The sequence below is a fragment of the Rhodoferax sp. SPJ4 genome (assembly GCF_058216275.1).
Window position 1 is genome coordinate 233,713 of record NZ_JBYZMN010000003.1, and the last position, 16,724, is coordinate 250,436.

General features: G+C 72.0%; 11 protein-coding genes. 6 read left to right on the top strand and 5 right to left on the bottom strand.

Annotated features, from left to right (window positions below):
- Positions 1–52 precede the first annotated feature (52 nt).
- The 4 genes from AC4BAR_RS12280 (at position 53) to AC4BAR_RS12295 (ending at position 9,401) form a co-directional block, all read left to right on the top strand.
- Positions 53–1,624, top strand: a complete 1,572-nt coding sequence (locus tag AC4BAR_RS12280; RefSeq protein WP_490628155.1) for a polyamine aminopropyltransferase — start codon at positions 53–55, stop codon at positions 1,622–1,624.
- A 4-nt stretch (positions 1,625–1,628) separates the two neighbouring features.
- Positions 1,629–3,215 carry an FAD-dependent oxidoreductase gene (locus AC4BAR_RS12285; protein WP_490628156.1) on the top strand — a complete coding sequence of 529 codons (1,587 nt, stop codon included), beginning with the start codon at positions 1,629–1,631 and terminating at the stop codon, positions 3,213–3,215.
- A 103-nt stretch (positions 3,216–3,318) separates the two neighbouring features.
- Positions 3,319–5,166, top strand: a complete 1,848-nt coding sequence (locus AC4BAR_RS12290; protein ID WP_490628157.1) for an autotransporter assembly complex protein TamA — start codon at positions 3,319–3,321, stop codon at positions 5,164–5,166.
- A gap of 8 nt (positions 5,167–5,174) precedes the next feature.
- Entirely contained in the window at positions 5,175–9,401 is a 4,227-nt protein-coding gene (locus AC4BAR_RS12295) for a translocation/assembly module TamB domain-containing protein (protein WP_490628158.1), read from the top strand.
- Positions 9,402–9,408: 7 nt separating this feature from the next.
- Here the strand turns inward: AC4BAR_RS12295 and AC4BAR_RS12300 are convergent, their stop codons facing one another.
- Genes AC4BAR_RS12300 through AC4BAR_RS12310 form a run of 3 tightly spaced genes read right to left on the bottom strand, consistent with a single transcriptional unit; the run spans position 9,409 to position 11,896 of the window.
- Entirely contained in the window at positions 9,409–10,803 is a 1,395-nt protein-coding gene (locus tag AC4BAR_RS12300; RefSeq protein ID WP_490628159.1) for an aminopeptidase P N-terminal domain-containing protein, read from the bottom strand.
- Positions 10,800–11,465, bottom strand: coding sequence for a nucleotidyltransferase family protein (locus AC4BAR_RS12305; RefSeq protein WP_490628321.1), 666 nt, complete (start codon positions 11,463–11,465; stop codon positions 10,800–10,802). Before AC4BAR_RS12305 ends, AC4BAR_RS12300 begins: the two co-directional genes overlap by 4 nt.
- A gap of 53 nt (positions 11,466–11,518) precedes the next feature.
- Complete coding sequence (locus AC4BAR_RS12310) at positions 11,519–11,896, bottom strand: S-adenosylmethionine decarboxylase family protein (protein WP_490628322.1); 378 nt, start codon at positions 11,894–11,896, stop codon at positions 11,519–11,521.
- Positions 11,897–12,083: 187 nt separating this feature from the next.
- Between AC4BAR_RS12310 and tkt the strand changes: the two genes are divergently transcribed.
- Entirely contained in the window at positions 12,084–14,168 is a 2,085-nt protein-coding gene (tkt, locus tag AC4BAR_RS12315) for a transketolase (protein ID WP_490628160.1), read from the top strand.
- Between the two features lie 44 nt (positions 14,169–14,212).
- Complete coding sequence (gene gap, locus AC4BAR_RS12320) at positions 14,213–15,211, top strand: type I glyceraldehyde-3-phosphate dehydrogenase (protein WP_490628161.1); 999 nt, start codon at positions 14,213–14,215, stop codon at positions 15,209–15,211.
- 63 nt (positions 15,212–15,274) lie between these two features.
- Here the strand turns inward: gap and AC4BAR_RS12325 are convergent, their stop codons facing one another.
- Positions 15,275–15,937: an SPOR domain-containing protein gene (locus AC4BAR_RS12325; protein ID WP_490628162.1), complete on the bottom strand. Its 663-nt coding sequence runs from the start codon at positions 15,935–15,937 to the stop codon at positions 15,275–15,277.
- A 1-nt stretch (position 15,938) separates the two neighbouring features.
- Entirely contained in the window at positions 15,939–16,715 is a 777-nt protein-coding gene (locus AC4BAR_RS12330) for a biotin--[acetyl-CoA-carboxylase] ligase (RefSeq protein ID WP_490628163.1), read from the bottom strand.
- Positions 16,716–16,724 lie beyond the last annotated feature (9 nt).

Genomic DNA, 16,724 nt, shown 5'->3' on the forward strand with positions numbered 1-16,724 from the left:
CTCGCGACGCTTCACTTCACGCCGGCTCACCCGCCCGCCTCACAATCGCTCCATGTCGGCGCCGCTCTCCGAACCCCTCTCCACGCCTTCCCCCCGCCCCATCGAAGTCGCGCTGCTGGCCAGCGTCTTCGTGGTGGCGGCCTGCGGGCTGGTGTACGAGCTGACCGCGGGGGCGCTGGCGTCCTATGTGCTGGGCGACTCGGTGCTGCAGTTCTCCACCGTCATCGGCAGCTATCTGTTCGCCATGGGCATTGGCTCCTGGCTGTCGCGGTTTTTTGATCGCCAGCTGCCCGCGCATTTCTTGCGCATCGAGCTGCTGGTGGCGCTGGTGGGCGGGGCCATGCCGGCGCTGCTGTTTCTGGCCAATGCCCACCTGCCCGGCGCTTTCCGTTTTTTGTTGTACCTGCTGGTGCTGCTGGTGGGCATGCTGGTGGGGCTGGAGATTCCGCTGGTGATGCGCATCCTCAAGCGCAACGTGGCGCTGAAAGAGCTGGTGTCGCAGGTGCTGACCTTCGACTACCTGGGGGCGCTGGCGGTGTCGGTGGCGTTTCCACTGGCGCTAGTGCCGCAGCTGGGCCTGGTGCGCACCGGCCTGCTTTTCGGGCTGATGAACGCCGCGGTGGCGGTGTGGGCGCTGTGGCTGTTCCGCCATGAGCTGCGGCGCTTTCGCAGCCATGCGCTGGCCTGCGGGCTGACGCTGGCGCTGCTGGCCGCCGGCTTTGCCGGTGCCGACCACTTCACCCGCTGGACCGAGGACAAGTTCTACCAGGACCGGGTGGTCATCAGCGCCACCACACCCTACCAGCGCATCGTCGTCACCCACAACGGCCTGGGCGGCCACAACGGTTACCGGCTCTTCCTCAACGGCAACCTGCAGTTCGCCGAGCGCGACGAGTACCGCTACCACGAGGCCCTGGTGCACCCGGCCATGGCGGCCTACGCCGCCGGCGGCGGCGCACCGCGCCGGGTGGCGGTGCTGGGCGGTGGCGACGGCATGGCGGTGCGCGAAATCCTCAAATACCCCGGCGTCGAACACATCACACTGGTCGAGCTGGACCCGGCCATGACGCAGCTGTTTGCCACCCAGCCGGCGCTCACCGCACTCAACGGCCGGTCGCTGCTGTCGCCCAAGCTCAGCATCGTCAACGAAGACGCTTTCGGCTGGCTGCAGCGCACCGAGCAGCAGTTCGATGTGATCGTGGTCGACTTCCCCGACCCCACCAATTTCTCCATCGGCAAGCTCTACACCAACGCCTTCTACGCGCTGCTGGAGCGGCGGCTGGCCGCTGGCGGCTACGCGGTGGTGCAGACCACCTCGCCGCTGGTGGCGCGCAAGAGCTTCTGGACGGTGGTCCACACCATCGCCTCGGTGGGCTTGTCGGTCGCGCCCTACCACGCTCATGTGCCCAGCTTCGGCGAATGGGGCTTTGTCATCGCCAGCCGCCGGCCCTACCACCTGCCGCAGCAGTTGCCCGAGGGCCTGCGTTTCCTCAACCCACACAGCCTGCCGCTGCTGTTCGACTTTCCGCAGGACATGGGCGAGGTGGCCACCGACATCCAGCGCCTGTCCAACCAGGTGCTGGTGACCACCTACGAACAGGAATGGGGCCGGGTCGGCCACTGAACGCATGAAACGCCGCGCACTGCTGGCCCTTGGCGCGGCCACATTGGCCGGCTGTGCGCCACCGCGCGCCATCGACGGCGGCTTCACCGGCTCCGCCGTTGAGCGCGGCCACCGGTTGCGCGAAACCCGCACCTGGCCCGCGCCCTCGGTCACCCGCCGGGTGCAGGTGGTGGTGGCCGGCGGCGGCGTGGCCGGCCTGGCCGCCGCCCGCGCCTTGCGGCAACAGGGCGTGGACGACCTGGCGCTGCTGGAACTGGAAGACAGCGCCGGCGGCAACAGCCGGGGCGGGGCGGTGGCTGGCATCGCCTGCCCGCTGGGCGCGCACTACCTGCCCGTGCCCGGCGACCAGGCCGCCGAGGTGCAAGACCTGCTGGAAGAGCTGGGCCTGCGCCGCCGTGTGGCCGGCCGCTGGGTCTACGACGAACGCCATCTGTGCCACAGCCCGCAGGAGCGGCTGTTCATGCCCGGCCCCGACGGCTGGCAATGGCAGGAAGGCCTGCTGCCTATGCGCGGCGTGGGGCCGGACACGCTGGCCCAGTACCGGCGCTTCGCCGACGCGGTGGCGGCCCTGCAGAAAGCCAGCCCCTTCGCCATGCCGGTGCCCAACCGGCCGCTGGCCCCGCTGCAGGCGGCGCTGGACGGCGTGACCTTCGAAGCCTGGCTCAACCAGCAAGGCCTCAGCGATGGCCATTTGCGCTGGTACCTCGGCTACTGCTGCCGCGACGACTACGGCGCCGGCATCGCCCAGGTGTCGGCCTGGGCCGGCCTGCACTACTTCGCCAGCCGCCACGGCTTCCAGGCGCCCGGCCAGGAACCGCAGGGCGACGGCGGCCTGCTGACCTGGCCCGAGGGCAACGGCTGGCTGACCCAGCGGCTGGCCGCGCCACTGGTCGAGCGGCTGGTCACCGGCCGGCTGGTGGTGGCCATCACGCCGGGCAAACACGGCGTGACGGTGGACGCCTTCAACACCGCCAACCAGGCGCTGGAACGCTGGCAGGCCGAGCGCTGCGTGGTGGCCTTGCCGGCCTTTGTGGCGGCCCGGGTGGTCCGCCCCGCGCCACCGGCGCTGTGGCAGGCCGCGGCCGCCATCACCCACGCGCCCTGGCTGGTGGCCAACCTGCACCTGGACGCCGCGTTGCACGACCGGCCCGGTGCGCCGCCCAGCTGGGACAACGTGGTCTATGGCGCGGCCGGCCTGGGTTATGTGGACGCGATGCACCAAAGCCTGTTGCCGGTGCCCGGCGCCACCGTGCTGACCTGCTACCGCGCGCTGGGCGACCTGGCCGACGGTCGCCGGCAGTTGCTGGAGCGCCCCTGGACCGCCTGGCGCGACCAGATCCTGGCCGAGCTGGCCGGCCCCCACCCCGACCTGGCGGCCAAGGCCACGCGCATGGACATCAGCCGCTACGGCCACGCCATGGCCATTCCCCGGCCCGGCCTGCGCAGCCACCCGGCGCTGTTGGCACTGCGCCAGCCCGCGCCCGGCGGCCGGCTGCTGTTTGCCCACAGCGACCTGGCGGCCTACTCGGTGTTTGAAGAGGCCTTCACGCTGGGCCACCGGGCCGGCCAGGCCGCTGGCGGACGGGCCTGAGTGGTCGACAAGGCCTCACCCCGAGCAGGCTTTCGCGGGCCGCTAAGATGATTTGATGAACCGTGTGTGTTCACAGCGGGCCTGGCGGTGGCGCCAGACCGCCGTGCCCCCTTTGCTGATGGTGCTGGCCAGTGGACTGGGTGGCTGCGCCAGCCTCGGTGCGCTGCTGTCGCCCGCCCCGCAAACCACCCCCACCGCGGGGACCGAAGCGTCCGCCGGCGTGGCCTACGCGGTCGAGGTCGACGCGCCAGGGCCTTTGCGCGCGCTGCTGGTGCGCCACCTGGACCTGGCCCGCTTCCAGGCCTTGTCGGGCGACGACCGCATCACCCCCAGCGACCTGAACCGCCTGGTGCAGACCGCGCCGGCCCAGGCCCGCGCGCTGCTGGAAACCGAGGGCTATTTCAACGCCCTGGTTACGGTGGCCCGCGACGGCGGCGACCAGAACGCCTTGCCGCGGGTCACCGTCACGGTGCTGCCCGGCCCGCGCACCGGCGTGGCCAGCGTGCAGTGGGCGGTGTCAGGCCCGCTGCAGCAGGCCCGCGCCGCCGGTGACGCCAGCGCCGACGGCCTGGTGCTGAAGCTGCAGCGCGACTGGAAGCTGGCCCCCGGCAGCGCCTTCCGCCAGGGCGCCTGGACCGACGCCAAAAGCGCCAGCCTGGCCCAGGCCCGCGCCAACGGCTACCCGGCCGCCGCCTGGTCGCGCACCGAGGCGCGGGTCGACGCCGCCAAAGACGCCGCCACCCTGGCGCTGGCGCTGGACAGCGGTCCGCTGTTCCGCTTCGGGCCGGTGGCTGTGGAAGGCCTGCAGCGCTACCAGCGGGCGGCGGTGGACAACCTCGCCACCTTCCGCGCCGGCACGCCTTACAGCGACAAGCTGGTGCTGGATTTCCAGGAGCGGCTGCAGCGCGCCAATCTGTTCGAGAGCGCGGCGGTCGAGGTCTCCACCGACCCGGCCCAGGCCGAGGCCAGCCCGGTCACGGTGCGGCTCAAGGAACTGCCCAAGAACCAGACCGACCTGGGCCTGGGCTACAGCGACGCCACCGGCCAGCGGGTCTCGGTCGAGCACCTGAACCGCCGCTTCATGGACCGCTCCTTTTTCGGCACCGACCTGATCGCCCGCAGCAAGCTGGCCCTGGGGCGCGACCTGCAGTCGCTGGAAGCGGCGCTGACCACCCACCCGATGGCGGGTGCCAACCGCTACTTCGTCTCCGGCAAGCTGCAGCGCGAGCAGCTCGACGGTGCGCAGGTGCGTTCGGGCAACCTGCGCGCCGGCCGCAGTTTCGAGAGCGAGCGCATCGACCGCCAGGTCTTCGCCGAGGGCGTGGCCGCCAAAACCCTCAGCGCCGCCGGCGACCGGCTCGACCGTTCACTCACCGGCAACGTGCACGTCACCTGGCGTCGGCTCGACAGCGCGCTGCTGCCCACCGAAGGCCATGCCTGGCATGTGGAGCTGGGCGCCGGCTACGCCGCGTCCGACGTCGCCCTGAGCGGGCCCTTCGGCCGCGCGCTGGCCCGCTACACCCACTACCGCCCACTGGGCAGCCAATGGCTGGGCAGCGCCCGGCTGGAGGCGGCCCAGGTGGTGTCCAAGCCCAATGTGGGGGTGCCCGACACGCTGCTGTTCCGCGCCGGCGGCGACGAGTCGGTGCGCGGCTATGCCTATCGCTCGCTGGGCCCGCTGGTCAACGGGGCCGTGGCCAGCGGCCGGGTGCTGATGACCGGCAGCCTGGAAGCCACCCGGCCGCTGCTGGACAGCCTGCCCACGCTGCAGGGCGCGGTGTTCGTCGACGCCGGTGCCGCCGCCACCCGCTGGGCCGAGCTGTCCCCGGCCTTCGGCTACGGCGTGGGCCTGCGCCTGCGCAGCCCGGTCGGCCCGCTGCGGCTGGACCTCGCCTACGGCCAGGAACTGCGCGCCTTCCGCCTGCATTTCGGCGTGGGCATCACCTTCTGAGCCGGACCATGCCGCCGCAAGATCCCGCCCCCACAGCCACCACAGCCCCCGCCCGCAAGCGCCGCTGGCCCTGGGGGCTGGCCGGCGGCGTGCTGGCGCTGCTGCTGGCGGCGGGGGGGGCGCTGGTGGGCCTGCACGGCAGCCTGCGCTCGGCCGAGGGCACGGTGTGGTGGCTGGACCACCTGCCCGGCCTCAGCGTCACCCGGCCGCAGGGGGCGCTGCTGGGCGACTTCACGGCCGATGCCATCGACGTGGCCTGGGCCGGCGGGCGGCTGCGCCTGAACGGCCTGCGCTGGCAAGGCCTGGCCCTGACCGGGTCCAGCGCCCCCGGCGCCTGGCTGGCCCTGCGCGCCGACAGCCTGACGGTGGACAGCGCGGTGCAGACCACCACGCCAGACGCCCAACCCAGCCCCGCCGCGCCGCTGACGGCCCCGCGCCACCTGCGGCTACCGCTCACCGTGGACATCCCCCGGCTGCAGGTGGGCGAGTTGCGGCTGGCCGCGCTGGGCGACACCCCGCTGCAAGACCTGCAGGCCGGCCTGGCGCTGGGCCAGAACGGCGGCGCCCAGCACCACCTCACGCTGACCCGCGTGACCCGCGGCCCGCAGCAGCTCAGCGGCAGCGCCCAGGTGGCCACCGACGGCGAAATGATGCTGGACATCCGGCTCGCGCTGACCGCCCTGCCCCTGCCCTCCGGCCAGCCCGGCCCGCCCACACTGCAAGGCCAGCTGCAACTCAACGGCCCACTGGCCAGCCCCCGCCTGGAGGCGTCGCTGGCCACCACGCCCGGCAGCGGCCCGGCCTCGGCCAGCGCCTTGCTGCAAGCCCAGGCCCAGCTGCAGCCTTTTGCCGCCTGGCCGCTGGCCACGCTGGAGGCGCAACTGGCGCGCTGGGACCTGTCGCTGCTGGCGCTGCAGGCGCCGCGCACCGCGCTCAGTGGCACGGTCCGTCTGGTCAGCCACGGCCTCAGCCAGCCGGCCGAGCTGACGCTGGACCTGGCCAATGCCAGCGCCGGCCGCTGGGGCGAGAACCGGCTGCCGCTGCGCCGGCTGCAACTGAGCGCCCAGGCCAGCCCCGACCGGCCGGCGCTGGCCACACTCACCCGGCTGCTGGCCGACCTGGGCACGGCCAGCCAGGCCGCCGGCCAGCTGCAGCTGGCCGGTGAAAACACCGCCCAGGGCTGGGCCCTGCGGGCGCAGCTCGACGGCGTGCTGCCCGCGCTGCTGGACGCCCGGGCGCCGGCACTGCGGCTGGACGGGCCGCTGACGCTGTCTGGCCAAGGCCTGGACGCCAGCGCCGCGCAAACGCTGCGGCTGCACAGCGCGCTGCGCGGCCGCACCGCCGGCACCGGCCTGGAGGCCGCCCTGGGGCTGGACGCCGAAGGCGAGCGCAGCCCGCGCGGCGCGCTGGCACTGAAGGTGAGCCGGCTGGCCCTGACGGCCGGTGCGGCCCGGGCCACCCTCACTGGCCAGGTGCAACGCCCCGATGGCGCCGCGCCCTGGCGGCTGCAGGCCCAGGGCCAGCTGGCCGATTTCGACCCCTGGCTGTGGTGGCCGGGGGCGGCCGCCGCCACAACCCGGCCCGCCCCCACCCGCCTCAGCGGCCAGGCCAGCGCCGACCTGCAATGGCAAGCCACCCCCGCCCCCACCGCCCTGGCCAGGGGCGCCGACCTCACCGCCGCCTGGCGGGCCCTGCTGGGCGGCCTGACCGGCAAAGCCCAGCTGCAGCTGGAGCGCAGCCGGCTGGCCGGCCTGCCATTGACCGGCCAGCTCGACCTGCTGGCTCAGGCCGGCGGCGGCCGCGCCACCGGTGCGCTGGCGCTGGGCGACAACCGGCTGAGCCTGGACGCCGACGCCAGCGCCAGCGCCCAGGGCAGCGACCACGCCCGCCTGACGCTGCAGGCCCCGGCGCTGCAGCAGCTGGCGCCGGTCAGCACCTTGTTGGCCTCGCTGGGCCTGGTGACGGCCGGCCGGGCACCGGCCGGCCAGGTCACCGGCCAGGCCGCGTTCCAAGGCCGGTGGCCCACCCTCACCAGCCAAGGTCAGCTTGCCGTGCGGGGCCTGCAATGGGGGGGCCATTCGCTGCGCGAGGCCGACCTGTCTTGGCAGCTGGGCACGGCGGTCGACGCCCCCGCCACGCTGGACCTGAAGGCCCGCCAGCTGGGCTGGCCCGGCGCCACGCTGGACAGCGCCGACGCCACGCTGCGTGGCAGCGGCCGCGCCCACCAGCTGGCCGTGCAGGCCCAGGGGCGGCGGGTGGACCTCGGCGCCACCGGCCAGCCCGGCCCGGCCGCCAGCCTGGTGCTGCAGCTGCAGGGCGGCCTGGCCCATGGCCTGCCCGCGCTGGCCCTGGTGCCACAGGGCGGGCCCACCAGCGCCTGGCGTGGCCAGCTCAGCCGGTTGACGCTGGGCGCGACCGGCGCGGCCCCGCCCTGGGTGTCGGCCCGCGACCTGACGCTGAGCCTGCAGGGCTCGGCCGACGCGCTGGCCCTGGCGCTGCAGCCCGGCCAGGTGGCACTGCGCTGGGGCGACACCGCCTCGGCGCTGCGCTGGACCCGCGCCGAAGGCCAGCTGGCGCTGGCCGGCGAACGCCCGCTGCGCCAGTACGCGCTGCAGGCCACGCTGGACCCGCTGGCGGTGGCGCCGCTGCTGGCCCAATGGCAACCCGGCTTTGGTTGGGGCGGCGACCTCCAAGTGAAGGGCAAGCTGGACCTGCAAAGCCAGCCCAGCCCCAGCGCCGACATCGTGCTGGAACGCCAGGGCGGCGACCTCAGCATCACCGACGACGACGGCACCCAGGCCCTGGGCCTGAGCGACCTGCGGCTGGGCCTGAACGCCAGCGGCGGGGTGTGGAACTTCAGCCAGGGTCTGGCTGGCCAGACCCTGGGCGTGGCCGCCGGCGCGGTGGTGGCCCGCACCGCGCCCGACGCGCTGTGGCCCGGCGCCGACACCCCGGTGCAAGGCGTCATGGAGCTGCGGGTGGCCAACCTCGCCGCCTGGGCCAGCTGGGTGCCGGCCGGCTGGCGGCTGGGCGGCATGCTGCAGTCCAGCGCCAGCATCGCCGGCAAGCTGGGCGCGCCCGAAATCACCGGCCAGCTGCGCGGCCAGGGCCTGACCGCCCGCCATGTGCTGCAAGGCGTCAACATCACAGACGGCGAGCTGGCCCTGTCCATGACCGGCGAGCGCGCGGTGCTGGAGCGCTTCAGCGCCAAGGCCGGCCCGGGCACGCTGCGCCTGAGCGGCCAGGCCACGCTGGGGGCCCAGCCCAGCGCCACACTGGACCTGGTGGCCGACCGCTTCCAGGCCCTGGGCCGGGTCGACCTGCGGGTGCTGACCAGCGGCACCGCCCAGCTGCGGCTGGCGCCCAAGCAGCTGGCGCTGGACGGCCGGCTGGTGGTGGACGAGGGCCTGGTCGACATCAGCCGGGCCGACGCGCCCAGTTTGTCCAGCGACGTGGTGGTGGTGCGCCCGCCCGGGGTCGGGGCGCCCAACGCGCCCAAGCCCCCGCCGCCGCCCTCGGCCGCCGCGCGTGCCTTTGTGCTCAACCTGACGGTGGGCTTGGGCGAGCAGCTGCGGCTCAAGGGCCGGGGCCTGGACACCCGGCTGCAGGGCGACCTGAAACTGACTTCTCCGGGCGGCCGGCTGGCGGTGCTGGGCCAGGTGCGCACCGTAGGCGGCAACTACGCCGCCTACGGCCAGAAGCTGCGCATCGACCGCGGCGCGCTGGCCTTCAGCGGCCCGCCCGACAACCCGCGGCTGGACATCGAGGCCACCCGGCCGCAGACCGACATCCGGGTTGGCGTGGTGGTCAGCGGCAGCGCGCTGAACCCGCGGGTGCGGCTGTTCTCCGAGCCCGAGTTGGCCGAGGTCGACAAGCTCTCGTGGCTGGTGCTGGGCCGGGCCAGCAGCGGCCTGGGCCGCACCGACACCGCCTTGCTGCAGCGCGCCGCGCTGGCGTTGTTTGCCGGCGAGGAAGAGGGTGTGGTGACCCGGCTCACCAAGGCCATCGGGCTGGACGAGGTGTCGCTGCGGCAAACCGATGGCGAGGTGCGCGAGACCTTTGTGACGCTGGGCAAGCAGCTCTCCGAGCGGCTCTACCTGGGCTATGAGCGCGGGGTGAACAGCACCGCCGGCAGCTTCCAGCTGATCTACCGCATCGCCCAGCGCTTCACGCTGCGCGGCCAGGCCGGCGCCGACAACGCGGTGGACGCGATCTACACCTGGCGCTGGAAATAGCCGACCCTCAGTCGCGCATCAAGGCCTCGATGGCGTCGGCGTCCACCGGCACGCCGCGGCTGATCAGCTCACAGCCGCCGTCGTTGACGATGGCGTCGTCCTCGATGCGGATGCCGATGTGGTGGAACTGCTCCGGCACACCGGGCGCCGGCCGCACGTAGAGGCCGGGCTCCAGCGTCAGCACCATGCCAGGCCGCAGCACCCGGCTGGGCCGGTTGAGGATGGTCTCGCCACTCAGCGGGTCTTTGCGTTCGCTGCCGCCCACCTCACCCGGCTCGACATAGCTGCCGCAGTCGTGCACGTCCATGCCCAGCCAGTGGCTGGTGCGGTGCATGTAGAACTGGAAGTAACTGCGGTTGGCGATCACGTCGTCCACCCCGCCGACCTGGGCGCGGTCGAGCAGGCCCACGTCCAGCATGCCTTGCACCAGCACCTTGACCGCCGCCTCGTGCGGGTCGGTGAAACGGGCGCCGGGCCGGGTGGCGGCCACCGCCGCCTCTTGGCTGGCCCGCACGATGTCGTACAGCGCGCGCTGCGGGCCCGTGAACTTGCCGTTGGCCGGGAAGGTGCGGGTGATGTCCGACGCGTAGCCGTCCAGTTCGCAGCCGGCGTCGATCAGCACCAGCTCGCCGTCGCGCACCGGTGCGGTGTCGGCCCGGTAATGCAGCACACAGGCGTTGGCACCGGCGGCAACGATGGAGCTGTAGGCCGGGTACTGCGAGCCCTGGCGGCGGAACTCGTGCAGCAGCTCGGCGTCGAGGTGGTACTCGCGCACGTCCTCGCCGGCACGCAGCATGCGGGCGCTCAAACGCATCGCGCGGATGTGGGCCTCGGCGCTGATCTGCGCGGCGCGCCGCATGGTGGCCTGCTCGTGGGCGTCCTTGAACAGCCGCATCTCGTCCAGCAGGCCGCAGAGGTCGCGCTGCTGCTCGGGGCACAGCGCGCCAAAACGCACCCGGGCCCGCACCGCCTGCAGCCAGCCGTCGACCTGCGACTCCAGGCCCTTGTGGGTGGCAAACGGGTACCAGACGGTGGCGCGGTTTTCCAGCAGCTTGGGCAGTTGCGCGTCGAGCTGGGCCACCGACAGCGCGGCGTCCACGCCCAGGGCCGCCGGCGCGGCCTCGGGGCCGAGGCGGAAGCCGTCCCAGATTTCGCGCTCCAGGTCCTTGGGCTGGCAGAACAGCGTGCTGTGGCCTTCGCTGGTGATGACCAGCCAGGCGTGCGGCTCGCTGAAGCCGGTCAGGTAGTGGAAATAGCTGTCGTGCCGGTACAGGAAGTCGCTGTCGCGGTTGCGCGGCCGCTCCGGCGCGGTGGGGACGATGGCCACGCCGGGGCCCTGGGGGTCGCGGGCCAGGTGGGCGGCCACCGCGGCGCGGCGCTGGGCGTAAACAGATGCGTTCATGGCAAGTTCAGTTGGGCCAGACGCTCCGGGGTGCCGACGTCGGTCCAGGCCCCGGTGAACAGCGTGGCGGTGATGTGTTGATTGTCCATCGCCGCGCGCAACACCGGCGCCAGCGGGGCTTTGACGCCGGCCGGGTTGCCAGGCGGGATGGCGCAATAAGGTGGCGCAAACAGCGTCTGGCGGAACAGGCCAATGGTGGAATAGGTGTGCTGCACCTCGGCGCGGTTCAGCGCCAGGCCGTTGGCCGCCAGACCGAAGTCGCCACGCGGGTTGTGCGGCGGGTTGGGCACCAGCCACAGGTGGGCCAGCTGGTCGGACGCCGCGAAGTCGGCCGCGGCCGCCCCGGAGAACACGCTGGTGGGCATGTGGATGTCGCCGGCCACCAGCCAGAACACCGGGCCCAGCAGCGGCAGCGCACGCGCGATGCCGCCAGCGGTTTCCAGCGCGCCACCAAAGTCGCGGCCCTCGTGCGAGTAACGCAGGCGCACACCCCAGCGGCTGCCGTCGCCCAGGGCAGCGGGGAACTGGTCTTCCAGCCAGGCGGTGTTGATGACGATGTCGGTCACGCCGGCGCGGGCCAGGGCCTCGATGTGCCAGACGATCAGCGGCTTGCCCCGCACCGTGAGCAGCGGCTTGGGGGTCTGGTCGGTCAGCGGCCGCATGCGTTCGCCACGGCCGGCGGCCAGGATCAAGGCCGAGGGGGGGGTGGGCAGGCTCACGGCGCCTCCCCGCGTTCCAGCGAACGCCGCTCGGTCCACTCGGGCGCGAACAAGGCCACCAAAGCCTCCATCAGCCGGTGGGCCTTGGCCGTGTGGTCGCCACCGAAGTTGCAGACGTAGACGTCCAGCGTCACGGCCCGCTGCTCGGGCCAGGTGTGCACACACAAATGCGATTCGGCCAGCAGCACGGTGGCGGTCACGCCGCCGGGCCCGCGCTCGGTGGCCGGGAAGCTGTGGAACAGCCGGCCCACGCCTTGCAGACCGGCCTGCTGCACCGCCAGGTCGCAGCGGTCACCCAGGCGCTGGGCGTCCAGCAGCCAGGCCGCTTCACAGCGGCAGTTGTAGAGGTCGGCGGTCAGGTGCAGGCCATGCATGGGCAAACTGTAGAGCATTTGCCGGCGCCCGCCATCCGGGCCATGCTTCACCCGGGCTGAAGCCAGCGTGCACGAATGCTGAAGCCCGGCGCGGCCCGCCGGCCGCCGGGGCCTGGGTGGGCCGGTTAAAATTCTGCGTTTCCCGCCTCCCCCTCCCCCTTCCGTCACCCCCTTATCCGGAGCCGCCATGGCCATCTCTCAGGCAACCCCCGACACCTTGGCCAAGGCGCCGAACCCGCAGACCAGCGCCGACATGGCCAACGCCATCCGCGCGCTGGCGATGGACGCGGTGCAGCAGGCCAACTCGGGCCACCCGGGCGCACCCATGGGCATGGCCGACATCGCCGTGGCGTTGTGGGGCCAGCACCTGCAGCACAACCCGGCCAACCCGCACTGGGCCAACCGCGACCGCTTTGTGCTGAGCAACGGCCATGGCTCGATGCTGATTTACGCGCTGCTGCACCTGAGCGGCTACGCCCTGCCGATGAATGAGCTGCGCAACTTCCGCCAGCTGCACAGCAAGACCGCCGGCCACCCCGAGGTGGGTGTCACGCCGGGCGTGGAAACCACCACCGGCCCGCTGGGCCAGGGCATCACCAACGCGGTGGGCATGGCGCTGGCCGAGAAGCTGCTGGCCAAGGAATTCAACCGCGACGGCCATGCGGTGGTTGACCACCACACCTACACCTTCCTGGGCGACGGCTGTCTGATGGAAGGCATCAGCCACGAGGCCTGCGCGCTGGCCGGCGCCTGGAAGCTCAACAAGCTGGTGGCGCTGTACGACGACAACGGCATCTCCATCGACGGCAAGGTTCAGCCCTGGTTCATCGACAACACGCCGCTGCGTTTTGCCGCCTACGGCTGGAACGTCATCGGCCCGATCGACGGCCACAACGTCGCCGCGGTGTCCAAGGCCATCGCCGAGGCCAAGCAAAGCCACAACGGCCCGACGCTGATCGTCTGCAAGACCCACATCGGCAAGGGCAGCCCCAACCGGGCCGACACCGCCAAGGCCCATGGCGAGCCGCTGGGCGCCGAAGAAATCGGCCTGACCCGCGCCGCGCTGGGCTGGCCCCACGCGCCCTTCGAGATCCCAGCCGAGGTCTATGCCGCGTGGGACGGCAAGGCCGCCGGTGCCGCCGCCGAAGGCCAATGGAACGAGCGCTTCGCCGCCTACCAGGCCGCCCACCCGGCACTGGCCGCCGAGTTTGTGCGCCGCATGAAGGGCGAGCTGCCGGCCAACTTCGACCAGGTGGTGCTGGACGCCGCCGTGGCCGCCCACACCAAGGCCGAGACCGTGGCCTCGCGCAAGGCCTCGCAGCTGGCGCTGGAAGACTTCACCGCCGCGCTGCCCGAGCTGCTGGGCGGCAGCGCCGACCTGACCGGCTCCAACCTGACCAACACCAAGGCCACACCGGCGCTGCGTTTCGACATGGCCGGCGAGGTGGTGCTGAACGAGCAGGGCGTGGGCGGCCGCCACATCAACTACGGCGTGCGTGAGTTCGGCATGGCCGCCATCATGAACGGCGTGGCGCTGCACGGCGGCTTCATCCCCTATGGCGGCACCTTCCTGACCTTCAGCGACTACAGCCGCAACGCCATCCGCATGGCCGCGCTGATGAAGCAGCGGGTCATTCATGTCTTCACCCACGACTCCATCGGCCTGGGCGAAGACGGCCCGACCCACCAGAGCGTGGAGCATGCCGCCAGCCTGCGCCTGATTCCCAACCTGGACGTCTGGCGCCCGGCCGACACCGCCGAGACGGTGATTGCCTGGGCCGTGGCGCTGCAAAACACCAGCAAGCCCACCGCACTGCTGCTGTCGCGCCAGAACCTGCCCTACGCACCCAAACGCGACCTGAGCGACATCCGCAAGGGCGCCTATGTGTTGTCCGAGCCGTCCGACCTGGGTCTGCGCGGCAAGGCCCAGGCCGTCATCATCGCCACTGGCTCCGAGGTGCAGCTGGCGCTGAAGGCCCAGGCCCTGCTGGCCGAGCGCAAGGTGCCGGTGCGGGTGGTCTCCATGCCCAGCACCACCGCTTTCGACAAGCAGTCGCTGGCCTACAAAAAGGCCGTGCTGCCCGCCGGCCTGCCGCGCATCGCGGTGGAAATGGGCAGCACCGACGGCTGGTGGAAATACGGCTGCGCCGCGGTGGTGGGCCTGGACACCTATGGCGAAAGCGCACCGGCCCCGGTGCTGTTCGAGCATTTCGGCTTCACGCCCAAGAACGTCGCCGACACCGTGTTGGCCGCCCTGAAGAAGGCGCGCTGAGCGCCCGCCCCCGTTTCGTTTTTTACTTTGGAAGAAAGCAGACCATGACCATCAAAATCGGCATCAACGGCTTCGGGCGCATCGGGCGCATGGTGTTCCGCGCAGCGGTGCAAAACTTCAACGACATCGAGGTCGTGGGCATCAACGACCTGCTGGAGCCCGACTACCTGGCCTACATGCTCAAGTACGACAGCGTGCACGGCCGCTTCAAGGGCGAGGTTTCGGTCGAGGGCAACACCCTGATCGTCAACGGCAAGAAGATCCGCCTGACGCAAGAGCGTGACCCGGCCAACCTGAAGTGGAACGAGGTCGGTGCCCAGGTGGTGGTGGAAGCCACCGGCCTGTTCCTCGACAAGGCCAGCGGCGAGAAGCACATCACTGCCGGCGCGCAGAAGGTGGTGATGTCCGCCCCGTCCAAGGACGACACCCCGATGTTTGTCTACGGCGTCAACGACAAGACCTACGCCGGCCAGGCCATCATCTCCAACGCCTCCTGCACCACCAACTGCCTGGCCCCGGTGGCCAAGGTGTTGAACGACAAATGGGGCATCAAGCGCGGCCTGATGACCACGGTGCACGCCGCCACCGCCACGCAAAAAACCGTGGACGGCCCGAGCAACAAAGACTGGCGCGGCGGCCGTGGCATTCTGGAAAACATCATCCCCAGCTCCACCGGCGCGGCCAAGGCCGTGGGCGTGGTGATTCCCGAGCTGAACAAGAAGCTGACCGGCATGAGCTTCCGCGTGCCCACCTCCGACGTGTCGGTGGTCGACCTGACGGTGGAGCTGAACAGCGAAGCCAGCTACGCCGAGATCTGCGCTGAAATGAAAGCCCAGAGCCAGGGCGCGCTGAAGGGTGTGCTGGGCTACACCGAAGACAAGGTGGTGGCCAGCGACTTCCGTGGCGAGCCCTGCACCAGCGTGTTCGACGCCGACGCCGGCATCGCGCTGGACAAGACCTTTGTCAAGGTCGTGTCCTGGTACGACAACGAGTGGGGCTACTCGAACAAGACCCTGGAAATGGTGCGCGTGGTGGCCAAGTAAGTCACCCGGCTTCCAGCAAAAAGCGCCCCGCGGGGCGCTTTTTTCATGGCCGGGCGGCAACGGTCAGCCGCAGGGCTGCAGGGGTTTGGGCAACGCGGGCCGGAGCGTGGCCAGCCGCTGGCGCAAGGCCTCGTCCACCACCGGCAGGCGCAGCAGCTCGGCCCGGCCCTCCGGGCGCTCCTGCACCACCCGCGCGGTCTTGACACCACGGCTCTCCAGCTGCTTGAGCGCCGCCTGGGCGTTGGCTTCGCTGCCAAAACGCCCCAGCGACAGGCCGCGCGCCCAGGCCGGGCCCACGGCGGGGTCGAAGCTCACGTTGATGCGGGCCAGTTCTTCCTTTTTGCGGGCCAGGGTCTCGTCGTCGTCGTACTTGCCCATGAAGACCATCCAGCGCGCCGGCTCGGCCATGGGCATCAGCCGCCAGGCCTCGCTGGGCAAGGCCGCCAAGGCCTTGCGCACCGCCTCGGCCTGCGCGCTGTCCAGCGGACCGGCCTGCAAACAGGTGGGCGCCAAAGGGGTGGATGCGGCAGTGGCCGCGCCGCTGGCGGTTGGGTTGGCCGGGCCGGGCACGGTCAGCTGCACCGCCTCGGGACGCAGCTGGTGGGCCACCCGTTCGGGCTCGTTGGGCCGCGCGGGGCCCAGGCCAAGACCGCTCAGCCAGCCCTGCGACCAGCCCCAGTAACCGGCATTGGCCAGCACCAGCAGCAGCACGAGTCGCCGGCCCATGTCAGGTGCGCCGCACGCTGACGTCGGCGCTGGTGATCTCTTTCAGGCACACCGCCGTCTGCACCAGCAGCGCGCCGGACGCGTTGACGCCACAGGCCTGGCCCTCCACCCACTCGGCGCTGTCGGCCGGCGCCTCGGGCGGGCCCACCCGCACCGGGCGGCCGGCCAGCGCGTCGCGGGCCTCGAAGGCGGCGCGCATCGGGGCAAAGCCCTCCGCCTCGAAGCGCTGCACCGCCCGCACCAGCGGCGCGGCCAGCAGGCCCAGAGCGGCGGGGCCGCTGAGGCCGGGGTCCAGCTCCTGCAGCCAGGCCGGTGGTGTGGCCAGGCCCTGGGCCTCGGGCGCCCACACATTCAGGCCGACCCCGATGACCACAAAGCGCTGGCCTTCGACGGCGGTGGTTTCGATCAGGATGCCGCCCAGCTTGCGGTCGTCCAGCCACAGGTCGTTGGGCCATTTGAGGCGGATGGCAGGGTTCAGGCTGGCCGCCACGCTGATGCCCACCGCCAGCGACAGGCCAGACCAGTCGGCCGGCGCCAGCGGCAGGCCCAGCGAGAAGGTCAGCGAGGCGCCGGGCTGGCTGGTCCAGTGGCGACCCAGCCGGCCGCGGCCGGCCAGTTGGCGCTCGGCCACCAGCAGCGTGGGCGCCAGCTGGCCGGCGCGGGCGCGGCGCATCAGCTCGGTGTTGGTGGAGTCCAGCTCCGGCAGGATTTCGACGGTGAAGCCGGGCAGCAGCGGGGCCACGGCCTCCCAGATCGCTTCGGCCGGCCAGGTGCTCATGTCAACGGC

Coding starts and splice junctions, on each gene's coding strand:
- AC4BAR_RS12280 (WP_490628155.1), top strand. CDS start 53: ATGTCGGCGCCGCTCTCCGAACCCCTCTCCACGCCTTCCCCCCGCCCC.
- AC4BAR_RS12305 (WP_490628321.1), bottom strand. CDS start 11,465: ATGCGGCCGCTGACCGACCAGACCCCCAAGCCGCTGCTCACGGTGCGG.
- AC4BAR_RS12285 (WP_490628156.1), top strand. CDS start 1,629: ATGAAACGCCGCGCACTGCTGGCCCTTGGCGCGGCCACATTGGCCGGC.
- tkt (WP_490628160.1), top strand. CDS start 12,084: ATGGCCATCTCTCAGGCAACCCCCGACACCTTGGCCAAGGCGCCGAAC.
- AC4BAR_RS12295 (WP_490628158.1), top strand. CDS start 5,175: ATGCCGCCGCAAGATCCCGCCCCCACAGCCACCACAGCCCCCGCCCGC.
- AC4BAR_RS12310 (WP_490628322.1), bottom strand. CDS start 11,896: ATGCATGGCCTGCACCTGACCGCCGACCTCTACAACTGCCGCTGTGAA.
- AC4BAR_RS12325 (WP_490628162.1), bottom strand. CDS start 15,937: ATGGGCCGGCGACTCGTGCTGCTGCTGGTGCTGGCCAATGCCGGTTAC.
- gap (WP_490628161.1), top strand. CDS start 14,213: ATGACCATCAAAATCGGCATCAACGGCTTCGGGCGCATCGGGCGCATG.
- AC4BAR_RS12300 (WP_490628159.1), bottom strand. CDS start 10,803: ATGAACGCATCTGTTTACGCCCAGCGCCGCGCCGCGGTGGCCGCCCAC.
- AC4BAR_RS12330 (WP_490628163.1), bottom strand. CDS start 16,715: ATGAGCACCTGGCCGGCCGAAGCGATCTGGGAGGCCGTGGCCCCGCTG.